The sequence below is a fragment of the Stenotrophomonas sp. YJH_SMC_127 genome, from assembly GCF_059372445.1.
This window is the reverse complement of record NZ_JCAFVO010000002.1, coordinates 472,065-489,458: the sequence shown is the minus strand read 5'-3', so window position 1 is coordinate 489,458 and position 17,394 is coordinate 472,065. Positions and strand designations below refer to the sequence as shown.

Annotated in this window: 21 protein-coding genes; 6 read left to right on the top strand and 15 right to left on the bottom strand. The window is 65.7% G+C overall.

The features are described 5' to 3' along the window. Positions 1-3: 3 nt before the first annotated feature. The 8 genes from AC5QAB_RS07595 to AC5QAB_RS07560 form a co-directional block, all read right to left on the bottom strand. Positions 4-630 (bottom strand): nucleotidyltransferase family protein, encoded by a 627-nt coding sequence (locus AC5QAB_RS07595; RefSeq protein WP_495233269.1) that lies wholly within the window; start codon positions 628-630, stop codon positions 4-6. Further along, positions 606-1,667 carry an XdhC family protein gene (locus AC5QAB_RS07590; protein WP_495233268.1) on the bottom strand — a complete coding sequence of 354 codons (1,062 nt, stop codon included), beginning with the start codon at positions 1,665-1,667 and terminating at the stop codon, positions 606-608. Before AC5QAB_RS07590 ends, AC5QAB_RS07595 begins: the two co-directional genes overlap by 25 nt. 8 nt (positions 1,668-1,675) lie before the next feature. After that, the gene (paoC, locus tag AC5QAB_RS07585; protein WP_495233332.1) at positions 1,676-3,880 is read right to left on the bottom strand and encodes an aldehyde oxidoreductase molybdenum-binding subunit PaoC; all 2,205 of its coding nucleotides are present in this window, start codon (positions 3,878-3,880) and stop codon (positions 1,676-1,678) included. Further along, positions 3,880-4,830 carry an FAD binding domain-containing protein gene (locus AC5QAB_RS07580; protein WP_495233267.1) on the bottom strand — a complete coding sequence of 317 codons (951 nt, stop codon included), beginning with the start codon at positions 4,828-4,830 and terminating at the stop codon, positions 3,880-3,882. The genes paoC and AC5QAB_RS07580 overlap by 1 nt, the downstream gene beginning before the upstream one ends. Further along, positions 4,827-5,471 carry an aldehyde dehydrogenase iron-sulfur subunit PaoA gene (paoA, locus tag AC5QAB_RS07575; RefSeq protein ID WP_495233266.1) on the bottom strand — a complete coding sequence of 215 codons (645 nt, stop codon included), beginning with the start codon at positions 5,469-5,471 and terminating at the stop codon, positions 4,827-4,829. The genes AC5QAB_RS07580 and paoA overlap by 4 nt, the downstream gene beginning before the upstream one ends. Positions 5,472-5,704: 233 nt before the next feature. After that, positions 5,705-6,433, bottom strand: coding sequence for a hypothetical protein (locus tag AC5QAB_RS07570; protein WP_495233265.1), 729 nt, complete (start codon positions 6,431-6,433; stop codon positions 5,705-5,707). Positions 6,434-6,512: 79 nt separating this feature from the next. Next, positions 6,513-6,989 carry a nuclear transport factor 2 family protein gene (locus AC5QAB_RS07565; RefSeq protein ID WP_064238549.1) on the bottom strand — a complete coding sequence of 159 codons (477 nt, stop codon included), beginning with the start codon at positions 6,987-6,989 and terminating at the stop codon, positions 6,513-6,515. A gap of 62 nt (positions 6,990-7,051) precedes the next feature. Next, on the bottom strand, positions 7,052-7,621 hold the full coding sequence (locus AC5QAB_RS07560) for a TetR/AcrR family transcriptional regulator (protein ID WP_103282336.1): 570 nt from the start codon (positions 7,619-7,621) through the stop codon (positions 7,052-7,054). Positions 7,622-7,789: 168 nt separating this feature from the next. Between AC5QAB_RS07560 and AC5QAB_RS07555 the strand changes: the two genes are divergently transcribed. Continuing rightward, complete coding sequence (locus tag AC5QAB_RS07555; RefSeq protein WP_197561101.1) at positions 7,790-8,743, top strand: alpha/beta fold hydrolase; 954 nt, start codon at positions 7,790-7,792, stop codon at positions 8,741-8,743. A 237-nt stretch (positions 8,744-8,980) separates the two neighbouring features. Continuing rightward, the gene (locus AC5QAB_RS07550) at positions 8,981-9,292 is read left to right on the top strand and encodes a hypothetical protein (RefSeq protein ID WP_495233264.1); all 312 of its coding nucleotides are present in this window, start codon (positions 8,981-8,983) and stop codon (positions 9,290-9,292) included. A 45-nt stretch (positions 9,293-9,337) separates the two neighbouring features. On the opposite strand, the gene AC5QAB_RS07545 is transcribed toward AC5QAB_RS07550, so the two are convergent. From AC5QAB_RS07545 to AC5QAB_RS07535, 3 genes are all read right to left on the bottom strand, one after another. Further along, positions 9,338-9,637, bottom strand: a complete 300-nt coding sequence (locus AC5QAB_RS07545) for a hypothetical protein (RefSeq protein WP_012480275.1) — start codon at positions 9,635-9,637, stop codon at positions 9,338-9,340. 263 nt (positions 9,638-9,900) lie between these two features. After that, on the bottom strand, positions 9,901-10,170 hold the full coding sequence (locus AC5QAB_RS07540; protein WP_012480276.1) for a hypothetical protein: 270 nt from the start codon (positions 10,168-10,170) through the stop codon (positions 9,901-9,903). Between the two features lie 56 nt (positions 10,171-10,226). Continuing rightward, positions 10,227-10,442 (bottom strand): hypothetical protein, encoded by a 216-nt coding sequence (locus AC5QAB_RS07535; RefSeq protein WP_044570206.1) that lies wholly within the window; start codon positions 10,440-10,442, stop codon positions 10,227-10,229. Positions 10,443-10,595: 153 nt separating this feature from the next. Here AC5QAB_RS07535 and AC5QAB_RS07530 point away from each other — a divergent pair, with 153 nt between their 5' ends. Then, positions 10,596-10,877, top strand: coding sequence for a hypothetical protein (locus AC5QAB_RS07530; RefSeq protein WP_010485730.1), 282 nt, complete (start codon positions 10,596-10,598; stop codon positions 10,875-10,877). On the opposite strand, the gene AC5QAB_RS07525 is transcribed toward AC5QAB_RS07530, so the two are convergent. After that, positions 10,874-11,194 (bottom strand): hypothetical protein, encoded by a 321-nt coding sequence (locus tag AC5QAB_RS07525; RefSeq protein WP_241883866.1) that lies wholly within the window; start codon positions 11,192-11,194, stop codon positions 10,874-10,876. The genes AC5QAB_RS07530 and AC5QAB_RS07525 overlap by 4 nt on opposite strands. Positions 11,195-11,273: 79 nt before the next feature. After that, positions 11,274-13,925 (bottom strand): excinuclease ABC subunit UvrA, encoded by a 2,652-nt coding sequence (locus AC5QAB_RS07520; protein WP_197561102.1) that lies wholly within the window; start codon positions 13,923-13,925, stop codon positions 11,274-11,276. A 271-nt stretch (positions 13,926-14,196) separates the two neighbouring features. On the opposite strand from AC5QAB_RS07520, the gene AC5QAB_RS07515 reads away from it, so the two are divergent. Continuing rightward, entirely contained in the window at positions 14,197-14,451 is a 255-nt protein-coding gene (locus AC5QAB_RS07515; protein WP_049481227.1) for a hypothetical protein, read from the top strand. Beyond that, positions 14,448-14,870, top strand: coding sequence for a low affinity iron permease family protein (locus AC5QAB_RS07510; protein WP_019336571.1), 423 nt, complete (start codon positions 14,448-14,450; stop codon positions 14,868-14,870). Before AC5QAB_RS07515 ends, AC5QAB_RS07510 begins: the two co-directional genes overlap by 4 nt. 15 nt (positions 14,871-14,885) lie before the next feature. Here AC5QAB_RS07510 and AC5QAB_RS07505 read toward each other — a convergent pair whose 3' ends face one another. After that, positions 14,886-16,379: an FAD-dependent oxidoreductase gene (locus AC5QAB_RS07505; protein WP_197561103.1), complete on the bottom strand. Its 1,494-nt coding sequence runs from the start codon at positions 16,377-16,379 to the stop codon at positions 14,886-14,888. A 225-nt stretch (positions 16,380-16,604) separates the two neighbouring features. Between AC5QAB_RS07505 and AC5QAB_RS07500 the strand changes: the two genes are divergently transcribed. After that, complete coding sequence (locus AC5QAB_RS07500; RefSeq protein ID WP_014647166.1) at positions 16,605-16,835, top strand: hypothetical protein; 231 nt, start codon at positions 16,605-16,607, stop codon at positions 16,833-16,835. 9 nt (positions 16,836-16,844) lie between these two features. On the opposite strand, the gene AC5QAB_RS07495 is transcribed toward AC5QAB_RS07500, so the two are convergent. Next, positions 16,845-17,294, bottom strand: coding sequence for a BLUF domain-containing protein (locus tag AC5QAB_RS07495; protein ID WP_197561104.1), 450 nt, complete (start codon positions 17,292-17,294; stop codon positions 16,845-16,847). Positions 17,295-17,394: the final 100 nt, after the last annotated feature.

Genomic DNA, 17,394 nt, shown 5'->3' with positions numbered 1-17,394 from the left:
GGGTCACCTCCCGGCATCGATCCAGCCCGCATCGCGCGCACGCGCAAGATCTTCTGGCGTATCAATATCCAGGCCCAGTTCCGGTGCCTGCAGGACATGCACCGTATCGACAGGAAGTTGCCGCAGGCGCGCTCCGAAGCCGCGGTCACCGGCTGCACCGACAGCGGTGAACCAGGCGCGCGGCACGACTGCGGGAACGCCAAGCGCATTTCCGTGGCGGGTACCCGCGCACGTTGACGCTGCGGCGCGGGCACCCGAAAGCAGCGCCTGCAGATGGGAGCGCTCGATTGCGGGCTGGTCGCATGCCAGGATCATCACCGCGGTCACCGTGGGCAGCAGGTGTGCGCCGGCAACCTGCAGACTGCTCGCCAGGCCGCGTTCCCAGTGGTGGTTGGTTACCGGAGCGGCATCCAGCCCGGCAATGCTGGATGTCACGGCCTGTGCGTTCGCGCCCACCACGACCAGTACCTGCGCTGGCGCGAGCTCACGCGCCAACCGCACCACGCGGTGTACCAGGGTCTCGCCCTGCCGGGTGAGAAGCTGCTTGGGCTGGCCAAGTCGGGTGCTCCCGCCGGAAGCAAGCACGATGACCGCATGCGCGTCAGTCACCTGCCGTGCGCGCTTCGCCATTGCTGCAGCTGCGCGGCGATGCTGAGCGAAATCGCCTCCGGCCCTCGGCCGCCGATGTTCAGGCCGACCGGTGAACGAAGTCTCGGGGAAAGGCGGTGGCGCTGATCCGGTGTCAGCAGCTTGAACAGGTCCTCGCGCCTTCGCCGCGGACCCAGCAGTCCAATGAACGCGACGTTGGTATCAGCCAGGGCCACCAGCGCCTCCCGGTCCAGTTCGAAATCGTGATGCATCACCAGTGCCGCGTCGCACGGGTCGCCATGAAGGGCCTCGGCCGGGCTGGTCTGAAGATGCGCATCCGCGCACTGCCCGGCTGAGGCCCAGCGCGCTCGACGTTCGGCCACGCTGACCCGCCACCCCAGGCCGCGCAGCAGCGGAACCAGGAAGGGCGTTTCGGGACCGCCCCCCAACACCAGGGCCCGCGGAAGCCGAGGCAACGGCAAACACCACGCACCCTCGCCAAAGGGCTGCGTACCCTCCATCGGATGCAGCTGCCACGCCTGCTCGCGATGGCCGGCACGGAAAACGACCTGCCCCGACGTGCGAAGGTCGCGCTGGAGTGACACGCCCTCCCGCAACCAAGCCTCGATCACGTCGTCGATGCCTGCCATGGCACGCAATGGCAGCAGCGCAATCCGAAGCCGGCCGCGGCAGCCGAGCGCGGATCCGCTCAACAGGTCGTCGTCACTGCGGGTGTCGATCTCGATCCAGTCGACCCGCCCTGCCGCGCTCACCTGCTCCGCGCGTCGCGCGAGCTCGGGCTCCAGGCATCCGCCGCTCAGCCAGCCGACCTGGCTGCCGTTGCAGAACAGCACCATGTCGCCGGCACCGGCGTAGGTGGAGCCATCGGTTTCCAGCACAAGCGCGAGCACGGCGTGCTCCCCCGCACGCATGCGCGTCAAGGCCGTCTCGAGCACGCCGCGCGGGCTGCCTTCGGCGAGGAAGCCCGGCGCTGCGGACAGGTCCTCGGCAAGATCGCCGGGCTCCCCTCCGCCTGCGGCGGAGACCTCCAGAGTGGGCGAGGCTACGGGTCGGTCCATGCGCAACGTCAGCCTATGTCGGGCAAGCCGGGCAACAGCTTGTCCAGGGTGATGGGATAGCTGCGCACGCGCACGCCGGTTGCGTTGTAGATCGCATTGGCGATCGCGGCGCCAACCCCGCAGATGCCCAGTTCACCCACACCCTTGGCCTTCATCGGCGAGATCACCGGATCCAGCGTGTCGAGGAAGACCACCTCCTGGTACGGGATGTCGGCGTGCACGGGAACCTCGTAGCCGGCCAGGTCGTGGTTGATGAACAAACCAAGCCGTTTGTCGACCACCAGCTCCTCCATCAGGGTCGCGCCCGCACCCATCACCATCCCGCCGATGACCTGGCTGCGTGCGGAGAGCGGATTGAGGATCCGGCCGCCATCGCATACGGCAAGCATGCGGCGAATGCGCGTTTCTCCAGTGTAGGCATGCACGGCGACCTCGCAGAAATGTCCTGCATAGGTGCCGACGTCGTAGCCTTGTTTGAAGTCGCCGAAGGCAATGCCGTCCTCCGCCGACAGGGTTCCCGCCTCCGCCAGCGTGATGGTCCGCCCATCCGCCTGGATGCGGCCATTGGCGAAGTTTGCGGTGTCGCCGTCGAAGCCGAGTTTCTCGCCCACCTTGCGGCGCAGGCTGACGCACGCCGCGTACACGCCCGCGGTGGAGCTTGCCGCGCCCCACTGGCCGCCGGAACCGGCGGAGGCGGGATGACGGGAGTCACCGAGGGTGACCTGGACCTGGTCCAGCGGCACGCCCATGGTCTCGGCTGCCGTCTGCGCGATGATCGTGTAGGAGCCGGTGCCGATGTCGGTCATGTCGGTCTCGACAACCACCCCGCCCTGGCCGTCAAGCCGGACCCGCGCCGCCGACTTCATCGTCGGTGCGCCGCGATAGCCCGCGGACACGCCCATGCCGACCAGCCAATGCCCTTCCCTGACCTGCGCCGGCTTGGCATTGCGCTTGTTCCAGTTGAAGCGCTCCGCGCCTTCGCGCAGGCAGCGCACCAGGTTGCGGTCGGAGAACTTCTTGGACGGATCGCCGGGCACGACCTCGGGCTCGTTGAGGATGCGGAACGCGATCGGATCGAGGCCCAGCTTCTCGGCCATTTCGTCCATCGCCACTTCCAGCGCCATGTGGCCCGGTGCTTCACCCGGTGCGCGCATCGCATTGCCTTCGGGCATGTCGAGCGTGGCGATGTAGTTGGCCACCAGGCGGTTGGCGCCTGCATAGAGCTTGGGCGTCTGCAGGGTGCCGTTTTCGCCATCCTCGCCGTTGATGTTGCCCGACCAGTTCTCATGGGCGATGGCGGAGATCCGGCCATCCTTTCCGCAGCCGATCCGCACGCGCTGGAGGGTGGCGTGCCGGTGCGTGGTGTTGTTGGGCATCAACGGGCGTTGCAGCGCGATCTTCACCGGTCGCCCCACCTGCTTGGCCGCCAACGCGGCCAGCACCGCGTCGGCGCGGATGAACAGCTTGCCGCCGAAGCCGCCGCCGATATAGGGCGAGTCCACGCGCACCTTGGCAGGATCGATGCCGAGGATCGCCGCCATGCCCTGCCTGGCCCAGTCGACCATCTGGTTCGCCGTCCACAGCGTGAGCGTGTCACCCTCCCAGGCGGCGATGGTGGCGTGCGGCTCCATCATCGAATGACTTTCGTCGGAGGTGTGATAAGTCTCGTCGAGCTTGACCGCGGCCCTCGCGTAGGCGGTGTCGAAATCGCCCAGCGCCTGCCGGTCGGGCTTGCCGTCACGCCCCTTTGCCAGCGGCGCGGTCGGTGCCAGGGCCGGGAAATCGAAGCGGCCCTTGCTGCGCTCGTAGCGGGTGCGGATCAGCGCCGCGGCGGCGCGGGCCTGCTCGAAAGTCTCTGCCACCACGCAGGCGATGGCCTGGTGGTAGTGGGCCACTTCGGGTCCGCCGAACAACGGCGCGTTGTTCCAGTTCGATTTGCCGACCGGCTTGGTTTCCGGTGCGGTGATGACCGCCAGTACGCCGGGCGCGGCACGTGCGCGGGAGGCATCCATCGAAATGATGCGCCCCTTGCCGATGCCCGCACCGACGATGTAGCCGTAGGCCTGGTTCGGCGCGACGTCGTGGCGCTCGTAAGCATAGGGGGCGGTGCCGGTGGTCTTGCGTGGACCGTCGATTCGCGGCGTCGACTTGCCGACGACCTTGGCCTTGTCGAACAGGTTGTCGCCGGCGGGGGCGTTGAATTGAAGGGGCATCAGCGCTCTCCTTCCACCAGCACGGCCGCGAGGGTGCGCTCGGCGAGCGCGATCTTGAACGCGTTCTCCGGCGTCGGACGGGCGCCGGCGAACACCTGCCGGGTCGCGGCCTGTACGCCGTCGCGCAGCAGCGGTTCGGCTGCCTCGACGCGCCACGGCTTCGGCGCAACCCCACCGAAGGCGAACCGCGCCGAACCGTCTCGCTGCACGACCGCAGCGACCGACACCAGTGCGAACGCATAGGACGCGCGGTCACGTACCTTGTGGTACACGTGCCGACCGCCCAGGGGCTTCGGCAGCGTGACGTGGGTGATCAGCTCACCGCGCTGCAGCACGTTGTCCTGCTGCGGCCTGTCGCCGGGGGAACGATGGAAATCGGCAATCGGGATGCTGCGCGTACTGCCGTCACCGCTGACGGTCTGGATCGAGGCGTCCAGCACCCGCAGGGCCACCGCCATGTCGCCCGGATAGGTCGCGATGCAGCTGTCCGAGGTGTCGATCACGCCCATCTGCCGGGAGAATCCCTCGAGCGCGCCGCAGCCTGATCCGGGCAGGCGCTTGTTGCAGGGCAGATGGGGGTCGTAGAAATACGGGCAGCGCGTGCGCTGCAGCAGGTTGCCGCCGGTGGTGGCTTTGTTGCGCAGCTGCCCGGAGGCGCCTGCCACGATCGCGCGGGTCAGCACCGCGTAGTCGCGGCGCACGCGCTCATGCGAGGCCAGCGCGGTATTGGTCACCAGCGTGCCGATGCGCAGGCCGCCCTCGTCGGTGGGTTCGATCCTGTCCAGGCCGATGTCCTGCACATCGACCAGGTGCGCTGGCGTCTCGACCTCCAGCTTCATCAGGTCGAGCAGGTTGGTCCCTCCGGCCAGGAACTTCGCGCCCTCGATACCGGCGACGGCCTTGGCGGCCTCGGCCGGGGATTTCGCGCGTTCGTAACTGAAGGCCCTCATGCGCGCCTCCCAGGGGTCACGCCTGCAACCTCTTCCATCGCCTCGGCAATATTGGAATAGGCTCCGCAGCGGCAGAGGTTGCCGCTCATGCGTTCGCGCATCTCCATGTTGGTGGCCCGGGGCCGTGCACTGATGTCTGCCTGCACATGGCTGGGGACACCCCGCTTGATCTCGTCCAGTACCGCCACCGCCGAGCAGATCTGCCCCGGCGTGCAGTACCCGCACTGGTAGCCGTCATGCTTGATGAAGGCGGCCTGCATCGGATGCAGGTCATCGGGTGTTCCGAGCCCTTCGATGGTGGTGATAGCATCGCCCTGGTGCTGCACCGCCAGGCTGAGGCAGGCATTGATGCGCTCACCGTTGACCAGCACGGTACAGGCACCGCATTGACCGTGATCGCAGCCCTTCTTGGTCCCGGTCAGCTTCAGATGTTCGCGCAGGGCATCGAGCAGCGTAGTCCGCGTGTCGAGCTCAAGCTCCCGCCGCTTGCCGTTGACGGTCAACGCCACCGTGCTGATGACCGGCGGCCTGGGCGGCGGGGGCGTCGCCAGTTCGGCGGCGAGCGATGACGCCCCCGGTGCGGCGGACATTGCCACGGTCGTGACGCCGCCGGCGATCACCTGGCGACGCGTCAACTTCATTCCTTCATCACAACTTGGCACAGTGACCTCCTGGCGTTCGGGAAAATCCCGTGGCTGGATGGACGCGCTCACACTACCCAAGGGGCACTATGCCCATCTGCGGGGTACAGGCCTGTGAAGTCGGCGACATGTACGATCCGACCAATGCAGGCAACCGCGACTTTTACTCTTCAGCGCGGCACTCTTGAACCATGCGCATGCCTCATTGGATGGCTCACAGTTCTGTTTATCCCTCACGGCGCTGGCTTCGAGGGTTCGGGCTCGTGGATAGAGGCCTCCAACAATGCCACGTAGGTATCCAGCCTGGTGCGAAGGCCGATCAGCATCCAGCCCAGCAGGTACAGCAGCACCATGGCGAAGATAAGCAGTGCGCCTAGCAATCCAACATCGAAAGCGCCCGCCCAGTCGCCCCATTTCCATCCGCGGAACTGCAGGTAGAGGGCAATCAACAGCGGGAATGGTCCAAGCCGCTGCAGCCCGCCATACATCATGCCCATGCGCTCAATCATGTTTGTGCGCAGGTGACTGACGTACTTGAGGCGCCGCTCGCGCTGGACGCGCGGAAATCCGCGAAGCTCGGTCACCACCGATTGCCAGTGAGCGAAGTCTTCATCCATCTCCCGGGCGTGCGAGAGCCGCGGTTGGCTGAACTGGCGGATACCTCTGCGGGCGGCCAGGACGCCACCGACAATGAACCCTCCGATTTCGATTGCCAGGCAGGCAACAACCACCTGAAGCACTGCGCCAACAGGCAGCCATCGATCCGGAAGCTGGCCAGTGAGAATGCCGATGACCGCCGCCCCCATGCCGATGCGGAACGCCCACGTCTCCACCCTGCCCGCCTTCGGGTAGATGCTGTGCTCAACCAGCCCCTGCACCCGCTGATAGAGCCAGTGGAATGTCAGTTCCTGCGAATCGGTCGTTGCCGGCGGATCGACGCCGCCCCCTGCCTGCATGTCCATTGCACCCCTGCCCCGGCCGGCGCAGATGCCGGCCGCCCCATCGTACCTGAGCACGCTTCGAAAGGCGCCCCAGCGGGAATCACATGCCCAGCTCCGACAACCCCGGGTGATCATCCGGGCGACGCCCCAGCGGCCAATGGAACTTGCGGTCGCTTTCCTTGATCGGCAGGTCGTTGATGCACGAGAAGCGGCGCTGCATCAGGCCGTCCTCGCCGAATTCCCAGTTTTCGTTGCCATAGGAACGGAACCAGTTGCCGGAGTCGTCGCGCCATTCGTATGCGTAGCGGACCGCAATGCGGTTTTCGGTAAAGGCCCAGAGCTCCTTGATCAGGCGGTACTCGAGTTCCTTGTTCCATTTGCGTGCCAGGAACTGCCGGGCTTCCTCCCGGCCGTTGGTGAATTCGGCACGGTTACGCCACTGGGTGTCGAGCGAATAGGCAAGCGACACCTTGTCGGCATCGCGGGAATTCCAGCCATCCTCGGCAAGGCGCACCTTCTGCGTGGCCGATTCGAGGGTGAACGGAGGAAGCGGCGGACGGGGTTGTTCTGCGGACACGGGGAGACCTCCAATCGAAATGGATACACGGGTTGCTTCAAAGGATCTGGCGTACCCAGGCGCTAACGCTTGGCCTGTTCCAACAACAGCTTCGCGACATCCTTCGCGGTGTCTGCGGCGTCGAGATCACCCATCACGCGCGACAGGGTGATGGCGCCTTCCATCAGGATCAGCAACTGGCGGGCCAGGTCCGCCGGCTGCTCCACATCCAGTTGTTCGGTAAGTTCCAGCGTGTAATCGAGCAGCTTCTGCTTGTGATTCCGCGCGATCTGCCGGATCGGATCGGCCGGATCGCCGACCTCCCCCGCGGTATTGATGAACGCACACCCGCGATAGCCCTCGGACTGGAACCAGCTCTTGAGCGCGGTGAACATGCCGAGGATGCGCGCTTCCGGGCTGTCGGCCTTGTCGCACTCCTGCCGGAACCAGGCCAACCAGCGCACGTCGCGCGCCTTCAACGCGGCGGCGGCCACGTCGTCCTTGTTCTCGAAGTGGCGGTAGATGCTCTTGCGCGCCACGCCCGAGGTCTTCACCAGCAGGTCCATGCCGGTGGCATGGATCCCGTTCTGGTAGATCAGCGCCTCGGCCGTGGCCAGGATCTTCTGTTGGGTGTCGGTGGTGACCTTGCTCATGGCTGCAAGGTAGAACGGTCGTTCTACACTGTCAACAGACAATCGCGAGCGATGGGGGCGCGCACATCCATGCAAGACGATCTATCAAGAAATCCGGACACTTCATCACCCGGGCGCCTGATCACAGGCGCAAAGTACGTCTCACCACCCACCCATGAGAGTTCCCGCATGAACACCTTCGCCCGTACGCTGGCGGTTGCCGCCCTCGCCCTCTCGGTCCAGGCCGGCCTGTCCGCGCAGGCCGCCGAACCGGCCAAGCCGGCCCCGGTCACCACCATCGCGCGCACCGCCAGCTACATCACCACCGCCGACGGCGTGCAGCTGTACTACAAGGACTGGGGCCCGAAGGACGGCCCGGTCGTGACCTTCAGCCATGGCTGGCCGTTGAATTCGGACAGCTGGGAGTCGCAGATGATCTTCCTGGCCAACCATGGCTACCGCGTCATCGCGCATGACCGTCGCGGCCACGGGCGCTCCAGCCAGCCATGGGACGGCAACGACATGGATCACTACGCCGATGACCTGGCCACGGTGATCGATACGCTGGACCTGCACGATGTGACCCTGGTGGGCTTCTCCACCGGTGGCGGCGAAGTGGCGCGCTACATCGGCCGGCACGGCACCGGGCGGGTGAAGAAGGCCGTGCTGATCAGCTCGGTGCCGCCGTTCATGCTGAAGACCGCCGACAACCCGAACGGCCTCCCGATCGAAGTGTTCGACGGCATCCGCAAGGCACAGATGGAGAACCGCGCGCAGCTGTACCGCGACATTCCGTCGGGCCCGTTCTATGGCTTCAACCGCCCAGGCGCGAAGGTGTCGCAGGGGCTGATCGACGCATGGTGGGCGCAGGGCATGCAGGGCGGCCACAAGAACACCTACGACTCGATCGCCGCGTTCTCGGCCACCGATTTCCGCGCCGACCTGAAGAAGTTCGATGTTCCTACCCTGGTGATCCACGGTGACGACGATCAGATCGTGCCGATCGATATCTCAGGCCGCCAATCGGCAAGGCTCATCAAGGGCGCCAGGATGATTGTCTACCCGGGTGCGCCGCACGGCCTGACCGACACCCACAAGGACAAGGTCAACCAGGATCTGCTGGCGTTCCTGCAGGAAAAGTGAGTGACCGGGGCTCTGTTGTGATGGCAGAGCCCTTCCTTCCCAGAAGCAGGGCTGGCACCGGAGAAGCGCCAGGTGCCGCGTCAGTGCACGATTGCGGGCGTAGGATTTCAGGCCAACGATGGAGCGTGTTCCGCACTTTGATGAAGGGTTAACCTCCAACGGAGGACACTGCGCCCTCACGGCTCTTCTCCGGCGCAGAATCCTTTGCTCCCGTGTCCAGCCCAAGACGACACGGCCATGCACCCTCCCAATGCCTTCCGGATCCATGCGATCCAGCCCCTTCTTGCGCGCAATGGCGCCATCGTTCGCCTCGATCAGTTGCGATCCACCTGCAAGAGTTGCGGCTTGCGCTCATCAATGACTCAGGACGAGGGCATCAAGACGAGTCCATCGGGCACGACGCTCACGTGCCCAGCGTGCGGTGACACGGGGCTGATGGACGAGGTGGAGATATGGCACCACTGGCTCGAACAGTGCCGGCGTGAGCGGATGCTGGCGCTCTTCGATCCCGCGCCTGACGAACCACTGGAGCCTGGTGTCCCCGAATGAGAGCGGCTGTCATGGACTCTTCGGCCGGCGCCTCAGCGCCGCGCCTCAGCCGTCGCCCGGGTGCCGCCCCGCCAGGCTGCCCATCGTGAAGGCGTAGCCGGCCTCCTCCAGCAGCGCTCTCATGCGCAGCTCCACGCGCCTGGGTGAAAGCAGGCTGTTGGGCGCATACAAGGCGTAGACGTAGCCGGCGCCGTCGATGATTTCACGGCGCACGGCGCAGTCGTTGGATTCCGCCGCCTCGGACCAGACAGACATCAGCCTGGCCGGACTGATGGACTGCCCGTTGCGAAGGCGAAAGAACAGCCAGCGCACTCCCAGGGAATGGGCTGGATTCAACCTAGCCACTGAGAGCCTCCAATGCGCCGGAAGAGATCCGTGAGAACCTCAGGATCCAATCGTGGATGCTCGTCTTTTGAAGATCGCGGAAGGTCAATGCGCGCGGCACCCTTCACCAGTGCAGGCAGATCGGACTGAAGGTCGATCCACCATCCCGCAGGCAGCCGGAGCCCTGTGCCCGTTCTATCGTAGATGCAGATCGGAAAAGTCATCGCGTTGCTCCTGAATGACTCGAGCATACGCCTGCGCGATGTCAGGTCCGGATGCGACGCCTAGGGAGATGCCACATCGGCGCGCTTTGCGCATTCGAATACGTGTGCTTCGTCCTGCTGGACCCTGCGGAACGATTCCAGCCAGCCGAACGCTGCACCACGATTGTGAATCGTATCGCCGAGCCTGCCGGTCAGGCACCGTGCGCACTCCATCCCGCCAGGGCTGGGCGCGTGGCAGCAACGGCATTGCGCCATTGTTGTGGTTTTCTCCGGGCGACACTGGTACATGATCTTGGTCATCAGGCTGATCGCCTGGCTTTGTGCGGACATGCACGCTCCCTGTCTGCTGCGGAAGCAGCCGCGCGGCGCGCGGCTCCTCCTGTTCCTCAGCGGCGGGTATCGCCGCCGAGACCGCCCTTCTTTTCATCCGCTGGCTTCGGGCTCTCGCGATCCTTGTTGTCCTGCTGCTGTTGCTGTCCTTGCTTGCCGGGCTCCTCCCCGCCGGGTTCGCCCCCCTCGCCCTGCCCCTGCTGTGCAGGCTGTTCTGCTTCAGCGGACGCGTTGGAGCGGTCATTCCTGTTCTGTTCGGGGACGCTGTTCATTTCGATTCTCCGCCGCAGCAAGTCTGCTGCCGATTGACTGTGGGCGTGTCACCGTTACGGGAACGTACGGGGACGCGTCCCATATGAACAAGGGTCATGAACAGGCCCGCAGCAACAAGCGTGTACAGTGGAGTTTCGAAAAGGGGTAACGCCATGATCCATGGAAGAAGCAAGCACGTTGTCGACGTCGAGCGCGAGCTGGCCCACTGGAAAATCGCGTTCAACCTGGGCGCCCTGCCCGCGATGAGCTTCCGATATGAAGTGGCGCCCGTTATCCGGCTTGCCTGCGATATCTATGTGAGAGATCCGCATGGCACCCGGTCGGCATGGATCGACGATCTGCAGGGCAGGCTTGCGAAGCGATCGAGCCTGCGCGGCCATCCTGGCGCAGCGGAGATTGCCGATCGGTGCTGGTCCCTGCTTGGCTGCGCCTAGGCGCGGCTGGCTGCGTGATTCCGCTCGCGCATCAACTCATCATTCAGTACGTGGACAATGGACATCACCGCGTCGGCAAGTCCACGGGAATCGCTTATGGATCCGTAGAAGTAGATCCTGGCGCCTTCAATGCGAACATCCGCCAGCTGGAGCTGGGACGCCAGTGCCCTGCACTTGATGAGGAACATCTCTGTCCAGCGAGCGCCCGGCGCCACATCCAGCAGCGCGGTGATGGCTTCGTCGGTGGATGCGTCTACACGCTCATGCAACAACGGGACATCGAAGCCGACGATTCTTGGGAGCATGGAAGCGTTCACCTGACCATCCTCTCGCTGATGGGCGCTGCGAGTACTCCCACAGTACAACAGAATGCACGCAGCCCCGGATGAGATGGCGTCAGCTGGCCTGCCCCAGCTCGCGCGCAAGGAACGGCGCAGTCCTGCTTCCCTTGGCGCGGGCCACCTGTTGCGGCGTGCCCTTCGCCACGATGGTGCCACCCGCGCCGCCTGCACCTGGCCCGACATCAATCACCCAGTCCGCCTGTGCGACAGAACGCATGTCGTGCTCGATCATCACCACGGTGTTGCCAGCCTCCACCAGCCGTTGCAGCTGCGCCAGTAACCTGTCCGCGTCAGATGCATGAAGGCCGGTGGTGGGCTCATCCAGCACATACAGCGTGCGCCCGCGCTGGCTGCGCTGCAGCTCGGTCGCCAGCTTTATGCGCTGTGCCTCACCGCCTGAAAGCTCGGTGGCCGGCTGGCCCAGCCGCAGGTAGCCCAGACCGATTTCCTGCAGCAACTGCAGCGGGCGGGCAATGGCGTCTTCTTCGGCGAAGAACGCCTGCGCCTGGTCCACCGTCATCTGCAGGACCTCGGCGATGGTGCGACCATTCCACAGCACCTTCAGGGTGGCCTCGTTGTAGCGGGCGCCATGGCAGGTGGGGCACGGCGCATAGACGCTCGGCATGAACAGCAGTTCGACGCTGACGAAGCCCTCGCCTTCGCAGGTTTCGCACCGGCCCTTGGCCACGTTGAACGAAAAGCGGCCCGCGTCGAATCGGCGGCGGCGCGCGTCGGGTGTCGCGGCGAAGAGCTTGCGCACGTGATCGAACAGGCCGGTGTAGGTGGCCAGATTGGATCGTGGCGTGCGGCCGATGGGCTTCTGGTCTACCTGCACTACGCGCTGGATGGCGTCCACGTCGCCGGCCAGCTGGCCCCGCGTGGCTTCGATCACGGTCGGCCCATCCGCGGGCGTGCTGTCGGCGCTGTCGTCCACCGGCTCATGCCCCAGGTGCAGCAGCATCAGCTCGGGCAGCGCCTGCGCCATCAGGCTGGACTTGCCCGACCCGGAAATGCCGGTCACTGCGGTCAGAAGCCCCAGCGGCACCTGTGCGTCCACGCCCTGCAGGTTGTGGCGGTGGATACCCTTCAGCTCCAGCCAGCTGATGACACTGCGCTGCCGGCTGGCGGGCGCAGGCACCTGGTCGAACAGGTACTGCGCCGTGCGCGAATCCTGAACGTCGCGCAGGCCATCGGGCTCGCCACTGTAGAGAACGCGTCCGCCATGCTCCCCTGCCTGCGGGCCCACATCGACCAGCCACTGCGCGCGGCGCATCAGCTCCAGATCATGTTCAACAACGAACACCGAGTTACCGCCGTCGCGCAGCCGTTCCAGTGCGTCGTACAGCGCCTGGCTGTCGGCCGGATGCAGGCCGGCCGAGGGTTCGTCGAGCACGTACAGCACGCCAAACAGCAACGAGCTGAGCTGCGTGGCCAGCCGCAGGCGCTGCAGTTCGCCGGCCGACAGCGTGGGCGTGGCGCGATCAAGTGATAGATAGCCCAGGCCGAGCTCGCGCAGTTGCCGTACCCGCGACATGACCCCGCCCGCCAGGCGTTGTGCCGCCAGGCGCTTTTCCTCAGACAAGGCTGAGGTCAGGCGCACGTCGGGTGCGCCTTCGTGGGTCGCGCGGTCACTTGCTGCCCGCTTGGCGCGATCGCGGGGCGTTGCACGCCTGCTGGAACGCGCGCCGTGGCTGTGTGCACTGAAGTCGCCCCGCGCGATGGGCTCGAGCAACGCCGCCAGCTGGTCCAATGGCAGCCGCATGAACTCGCCGATATCCACACCGGCAAAGGTGACCGAAAGCGCCTCCGGCTTCAGGCGCTTTCCGTGGCAGGCGGGGCACAGCTTGCCTTCCATGTAGCGCGACACACGCTTGCGCATCAGGGCGCTCTGGGTGTTGGCAAAGGTGTGCAGCACGTAGCGGCGTGCGCCGGTGTACGTGCCCATGTAGCTGGGCTCCTGCTTGCGCTTGAGTGCGGTACGGGTCTCGGCCGGCGTGAAGCCGGCATAGACCGGCACGGTGGGCGTCTCCTCGGTGAACAGGATCCACTCACGGTCCTTCTTCGGCAGTTTCTTCCACGGCACATCGATGTCGTAGCCCAGCGTGACCAGGATGTCGCGCAGGTTCTGGCCATGCCATGCCGGTGGCCAGGACGCGATGGCGCGCTCGCGGATGCTCAGCGACGGGTCCGGAACCATCAGTGCTTCAGTCACTTCGTAGACATACCCCAGCCCATGGCAGGTGCTGCAGGCGCCCTGTGGGGTGTTGGGCGAGAAGTCTTCGGCGTACAGCATGGGCTGGTGGGCCGGGTAGGCTCCCGCCCGCGAGAACATCATGCGCACCAGGCTGGACAGCGTGGTCACGCTGCCCACCGAGGAGCGCGCATTGCTGGCGCCGCGCTGCTGCTGCAGGGCGACCGCCGGGGGCAGCCCGTCGATGGCATCCACATCGGGCACGCCCGCCTGGTCGATCAGGCGGCGCGCATAGGGTGCGACGGATTCGAAGTAGCGCCGCTGCGCCTCGGCGAAAACCGTGCCGAAGGCCAACGAGGACTTGCCGGATCCCGACACGCCGGAGAACACCACCAGTGCATTGCGCGGAATGGAGACATCGACATTCTTCAGGTTGTGCTCGCGCGCACCGCGGACCTCGATGCAGCCGCTGGCTGCGGCAGCACATGACGACTCGCCATAGGGGGTGTTGGACATCTCAGCATTCCTGCAATCGGTGGGCGGCTCGCGCATGGTGCGCCCGGTAGGCCATTCTCGCTGTTGCGGGGTGAATGGCGTGAGGGGGTGCGCAACCACGTGCCGCATCAGAACGCCATGGCCGACGCAGACCGCGCCGCCGCGCTGATTGTTAACGCGTATTGCCTGAAGGTTTGACATCACGTTGCCCCGCCCTTGATGGGGCCGCTCACAGCGCATTCCTATGCTGGGCCCGCCACCTGCGAGGTGGTGATCAACCTGGAGATGCACCATGCAACGCGACCAGAAAGACCTTCCCCATCCGGACCCGGAGGCGCAGCGCCCCGATCCTGTCAGTCCGCTGCAGGCGACGCTGCACAACCGCCGCAATCATGACGAGGCGCTGCAGGAAACCTTCCCCGCCAGTGACCCGATCTCCCCCTTCGTCGCTGCGCCCACGCCGGACGAACAGGCCAAACGCCTCGGGGAGCGGGTCAAACTGCCAGACCGTCACACGGATGAGGAGGCCGCGGGAGGTGACCAGTGATCCGGCGCGGTTTCGCCCGCGTCGCGGCGGCGACGGCGCGATTGTCCGGCAGCCTGGGGGCATTTGTCGCAGCGCTGGGGGTGATCATCACCTGGGCTGCCAGCGGGCCGGCCTTCCACTTCAATGACACGTGGCAGCTGGTGGTGAATACAGGAACCACTATCGTGACCTTCCTGATGGTGTTCCTGATCCAGCATACGCAGAACGCCGATACCGCTGCGTTGCACATCAAGCTGGATGAACTGATCCGGGTGAGCAAGGACGCCAACCAGGAGTTGTTGAACCTGGAGTCGATGGAGCCGGCCCATCTTGAAGAGATACGCCAGCGTTACGAGGCACTGGCGAAGACCGCTGCAGACATCAAGTCCAAGAAGGAGCGCTGCATGCCCTGCGATGCGGATGCAGCCGCCGAAGCCTGAGGTGGATGCCTGCGCCTACAGCTGTTCTGGTGTGAGGCCCTGTCTGGCAGGGCCTTCCAGCAGCGCTCCGGTGGCGGAAAAGCGGCTGCCGTGGCAGGGGCAGTCCCAGGTGCGCTCATGGCCATTCCATTGGACAACGCACTTCAGGTGCGGGCACAGCGCCGACATTGCGTGCAGCTGGCCATCATCATCGCGGTAGATCGCGGTGCGCTCTCCGTCCACGTCCAGCAGCGCACCGCACCCGCGGCCCAGCTCGCTGGGAGCGCGCGACGACGCGGTTCCAAGGCGATCGCCCACCATGTGCCGCGCAACCGTGGCGTTGGTGCGGGCCCAGCCTGCAGCCGAGCGCAGCGGAGTAAAGCGCATGGGGCTGAGCAGCTGCTCGATCTCGCTGGTCGTTCCCGTGATTCCCTCCGTGATCGCGCGCGCGGCCACGCCCGCCCAGTTCAATCCGTCCGGCCCATAGCCGGTAGCGACCCATACATTGTCGTGCGCGCTGCTGCCGATGTAGGGCAGCTGATCCGCGGCCCGGAACTGCTGCGCGGACCAGCACAGCGGCTCGCCCTGCACGCTGAAGTTGCGACGCGCGTCGGCGACCAGATGCTGGGCCGGATCCATCGCCGGGGTTTCGCCAGTGCGATGTGTCTCACCGACCAGCACCAGCCAGTCGCGGCCATCAGCGCCATGCACCCCGCGCAGCGAGCGGTGCCGGTCGGCGATCCAGTGAATCCCTGCCGCTGGCGGATTGGCCACCGGTACCGCTACGCCGTATTCGCGGTACACCTCCATCTCGGCCTGCACCAGGTTGAATCCTGCTGGCGAGTGGGTGGCCAGCACAAAGTGCCTGGCATGGATGCGGGCACCAGGGGCCGTCGCCACTCCGGCTGAAGCCTCGATGCGGGTGATCCGGGTCCAGTCGTGGATGCGCACGCGGCCCACCAGATGACGGGCCAGTTCCCTGCAGAACGCCGCCGGATGCAACTGCGCCTGGTCGGGAACGCGGAAAGCGTGGCCCAAGGTGAACGGCAGCCCGGATTGGCGGTGCTCGCAATACAGGCCAACGCGTTGGTAGGCCTGCAGCTCGCGTTCGAACTGCGCCGTGGCCTCGCGCGAACGCTCCTGCACGCCGTACTGCATGGCCACGCGCTCGAAGCCACAGTGCAGATCGTAGCGGTGGACCAGTGTTTCGATGGAACGCAGCGCGAGTTGCCGCCACTGCACGACACGACGTGCCGTGTCACCGCCCCAACGCGCGATCAGGTCTGCCATCCGGGACACGGGAGCGTAAAGATTGCCGGTTGACATCACCGTGTTGCGCCCGCCGATGGGGCCGGCATCCACCACCACCACATCCAGGCCGCTGTCGGCCAAGCGGGCGGCGGTCAACAGGCCGGTCATGCCTGCACCGACCACCAGCACGTCCGCGCGCGTGGTCCCGGCGAGCGGGCGGAAGCCGTGCGGATCGGAATCAGCTGACCATAAGCTGGCGCGCGGGGACGGGTCGGCCATGAAAAGGATCCTTGCAGGTTCATCGGAGAGCCTTCCCTGATACGCCCTGCCGGGTGAAACGACGGTGGCGTGCCCGTGCAGGAAATGCTCACGTGCGAGGCACTGCCGCGGTGAGGATCAAGACGGGGTGAGTGCCGCATGGATACGATGCCTGCGTCGCCTGTGCAAACCGCGACCCTCTGCTTGCAGCGTGGTTGCTAACGTGGCTGCATGGAGGGCCAGGCAGTGAGCACGCATCTGGAAATCGACCTGATGATCGCGCAACTGGAGGAAATGCTGCCGACCTGGGCGGCGTTCTATCCCGAGCCGCAGTTCATCCGCATGCTCGCCGAGGCGCTGGACTACATCGCTGCCAGTGCTGACCCGGATGCCCGCCTGTACTGCGTGATGCGCACCGGGCACCTCGATTCGTGCAGCGGCGAGATCCCCTGGGCGGCGCGCTATGGAGGCCGCTAGGCCGATCGATCACGCTGCGACGGCATAGGGTTCCACCAACCTGGCCAGGACATCCATCGCCGTCTCGGTTGGCACATCGTCACCGGTCCGCTGGGCGAACCCTGACCAGTCCGCGCGGGCAAGACTCTTCAACTGCTCGGGTTGCGTCGGCAGCCAGCGCATCGGCCAGAACGGGAGACACCGGTTGCCTACCCTGCCGCGCTGCAGCTCGATCAGTCCCGTGTGGCTTGCAGCACCGAGTACCCGCGAGTACGCCACGTTCAAGCCATCTTCGGGTCCTTCCATGTACTGCAGGAACCGGGCGCCATCGAACAGCAGTACGCCGGTAACGCCGGCATTCCGGTTGAAGCTGGCGGCATCATCGACCAGGTCGTCCAGCTTCCCGCTGCGCAGGCCCAACGGGTCACCGGCAACGGCCGGGCCCGCCTCACTTATGTATGCGACTGCCCTGATCGGCATTGGCTGCTCCTGTAGCGAATCCCCCCAGATTCCGTACCGCAAGCATAGGCCAACCGCGCCGACGATATGTTCCGGCCCTGTGTATTCTGCGAATCAGTTG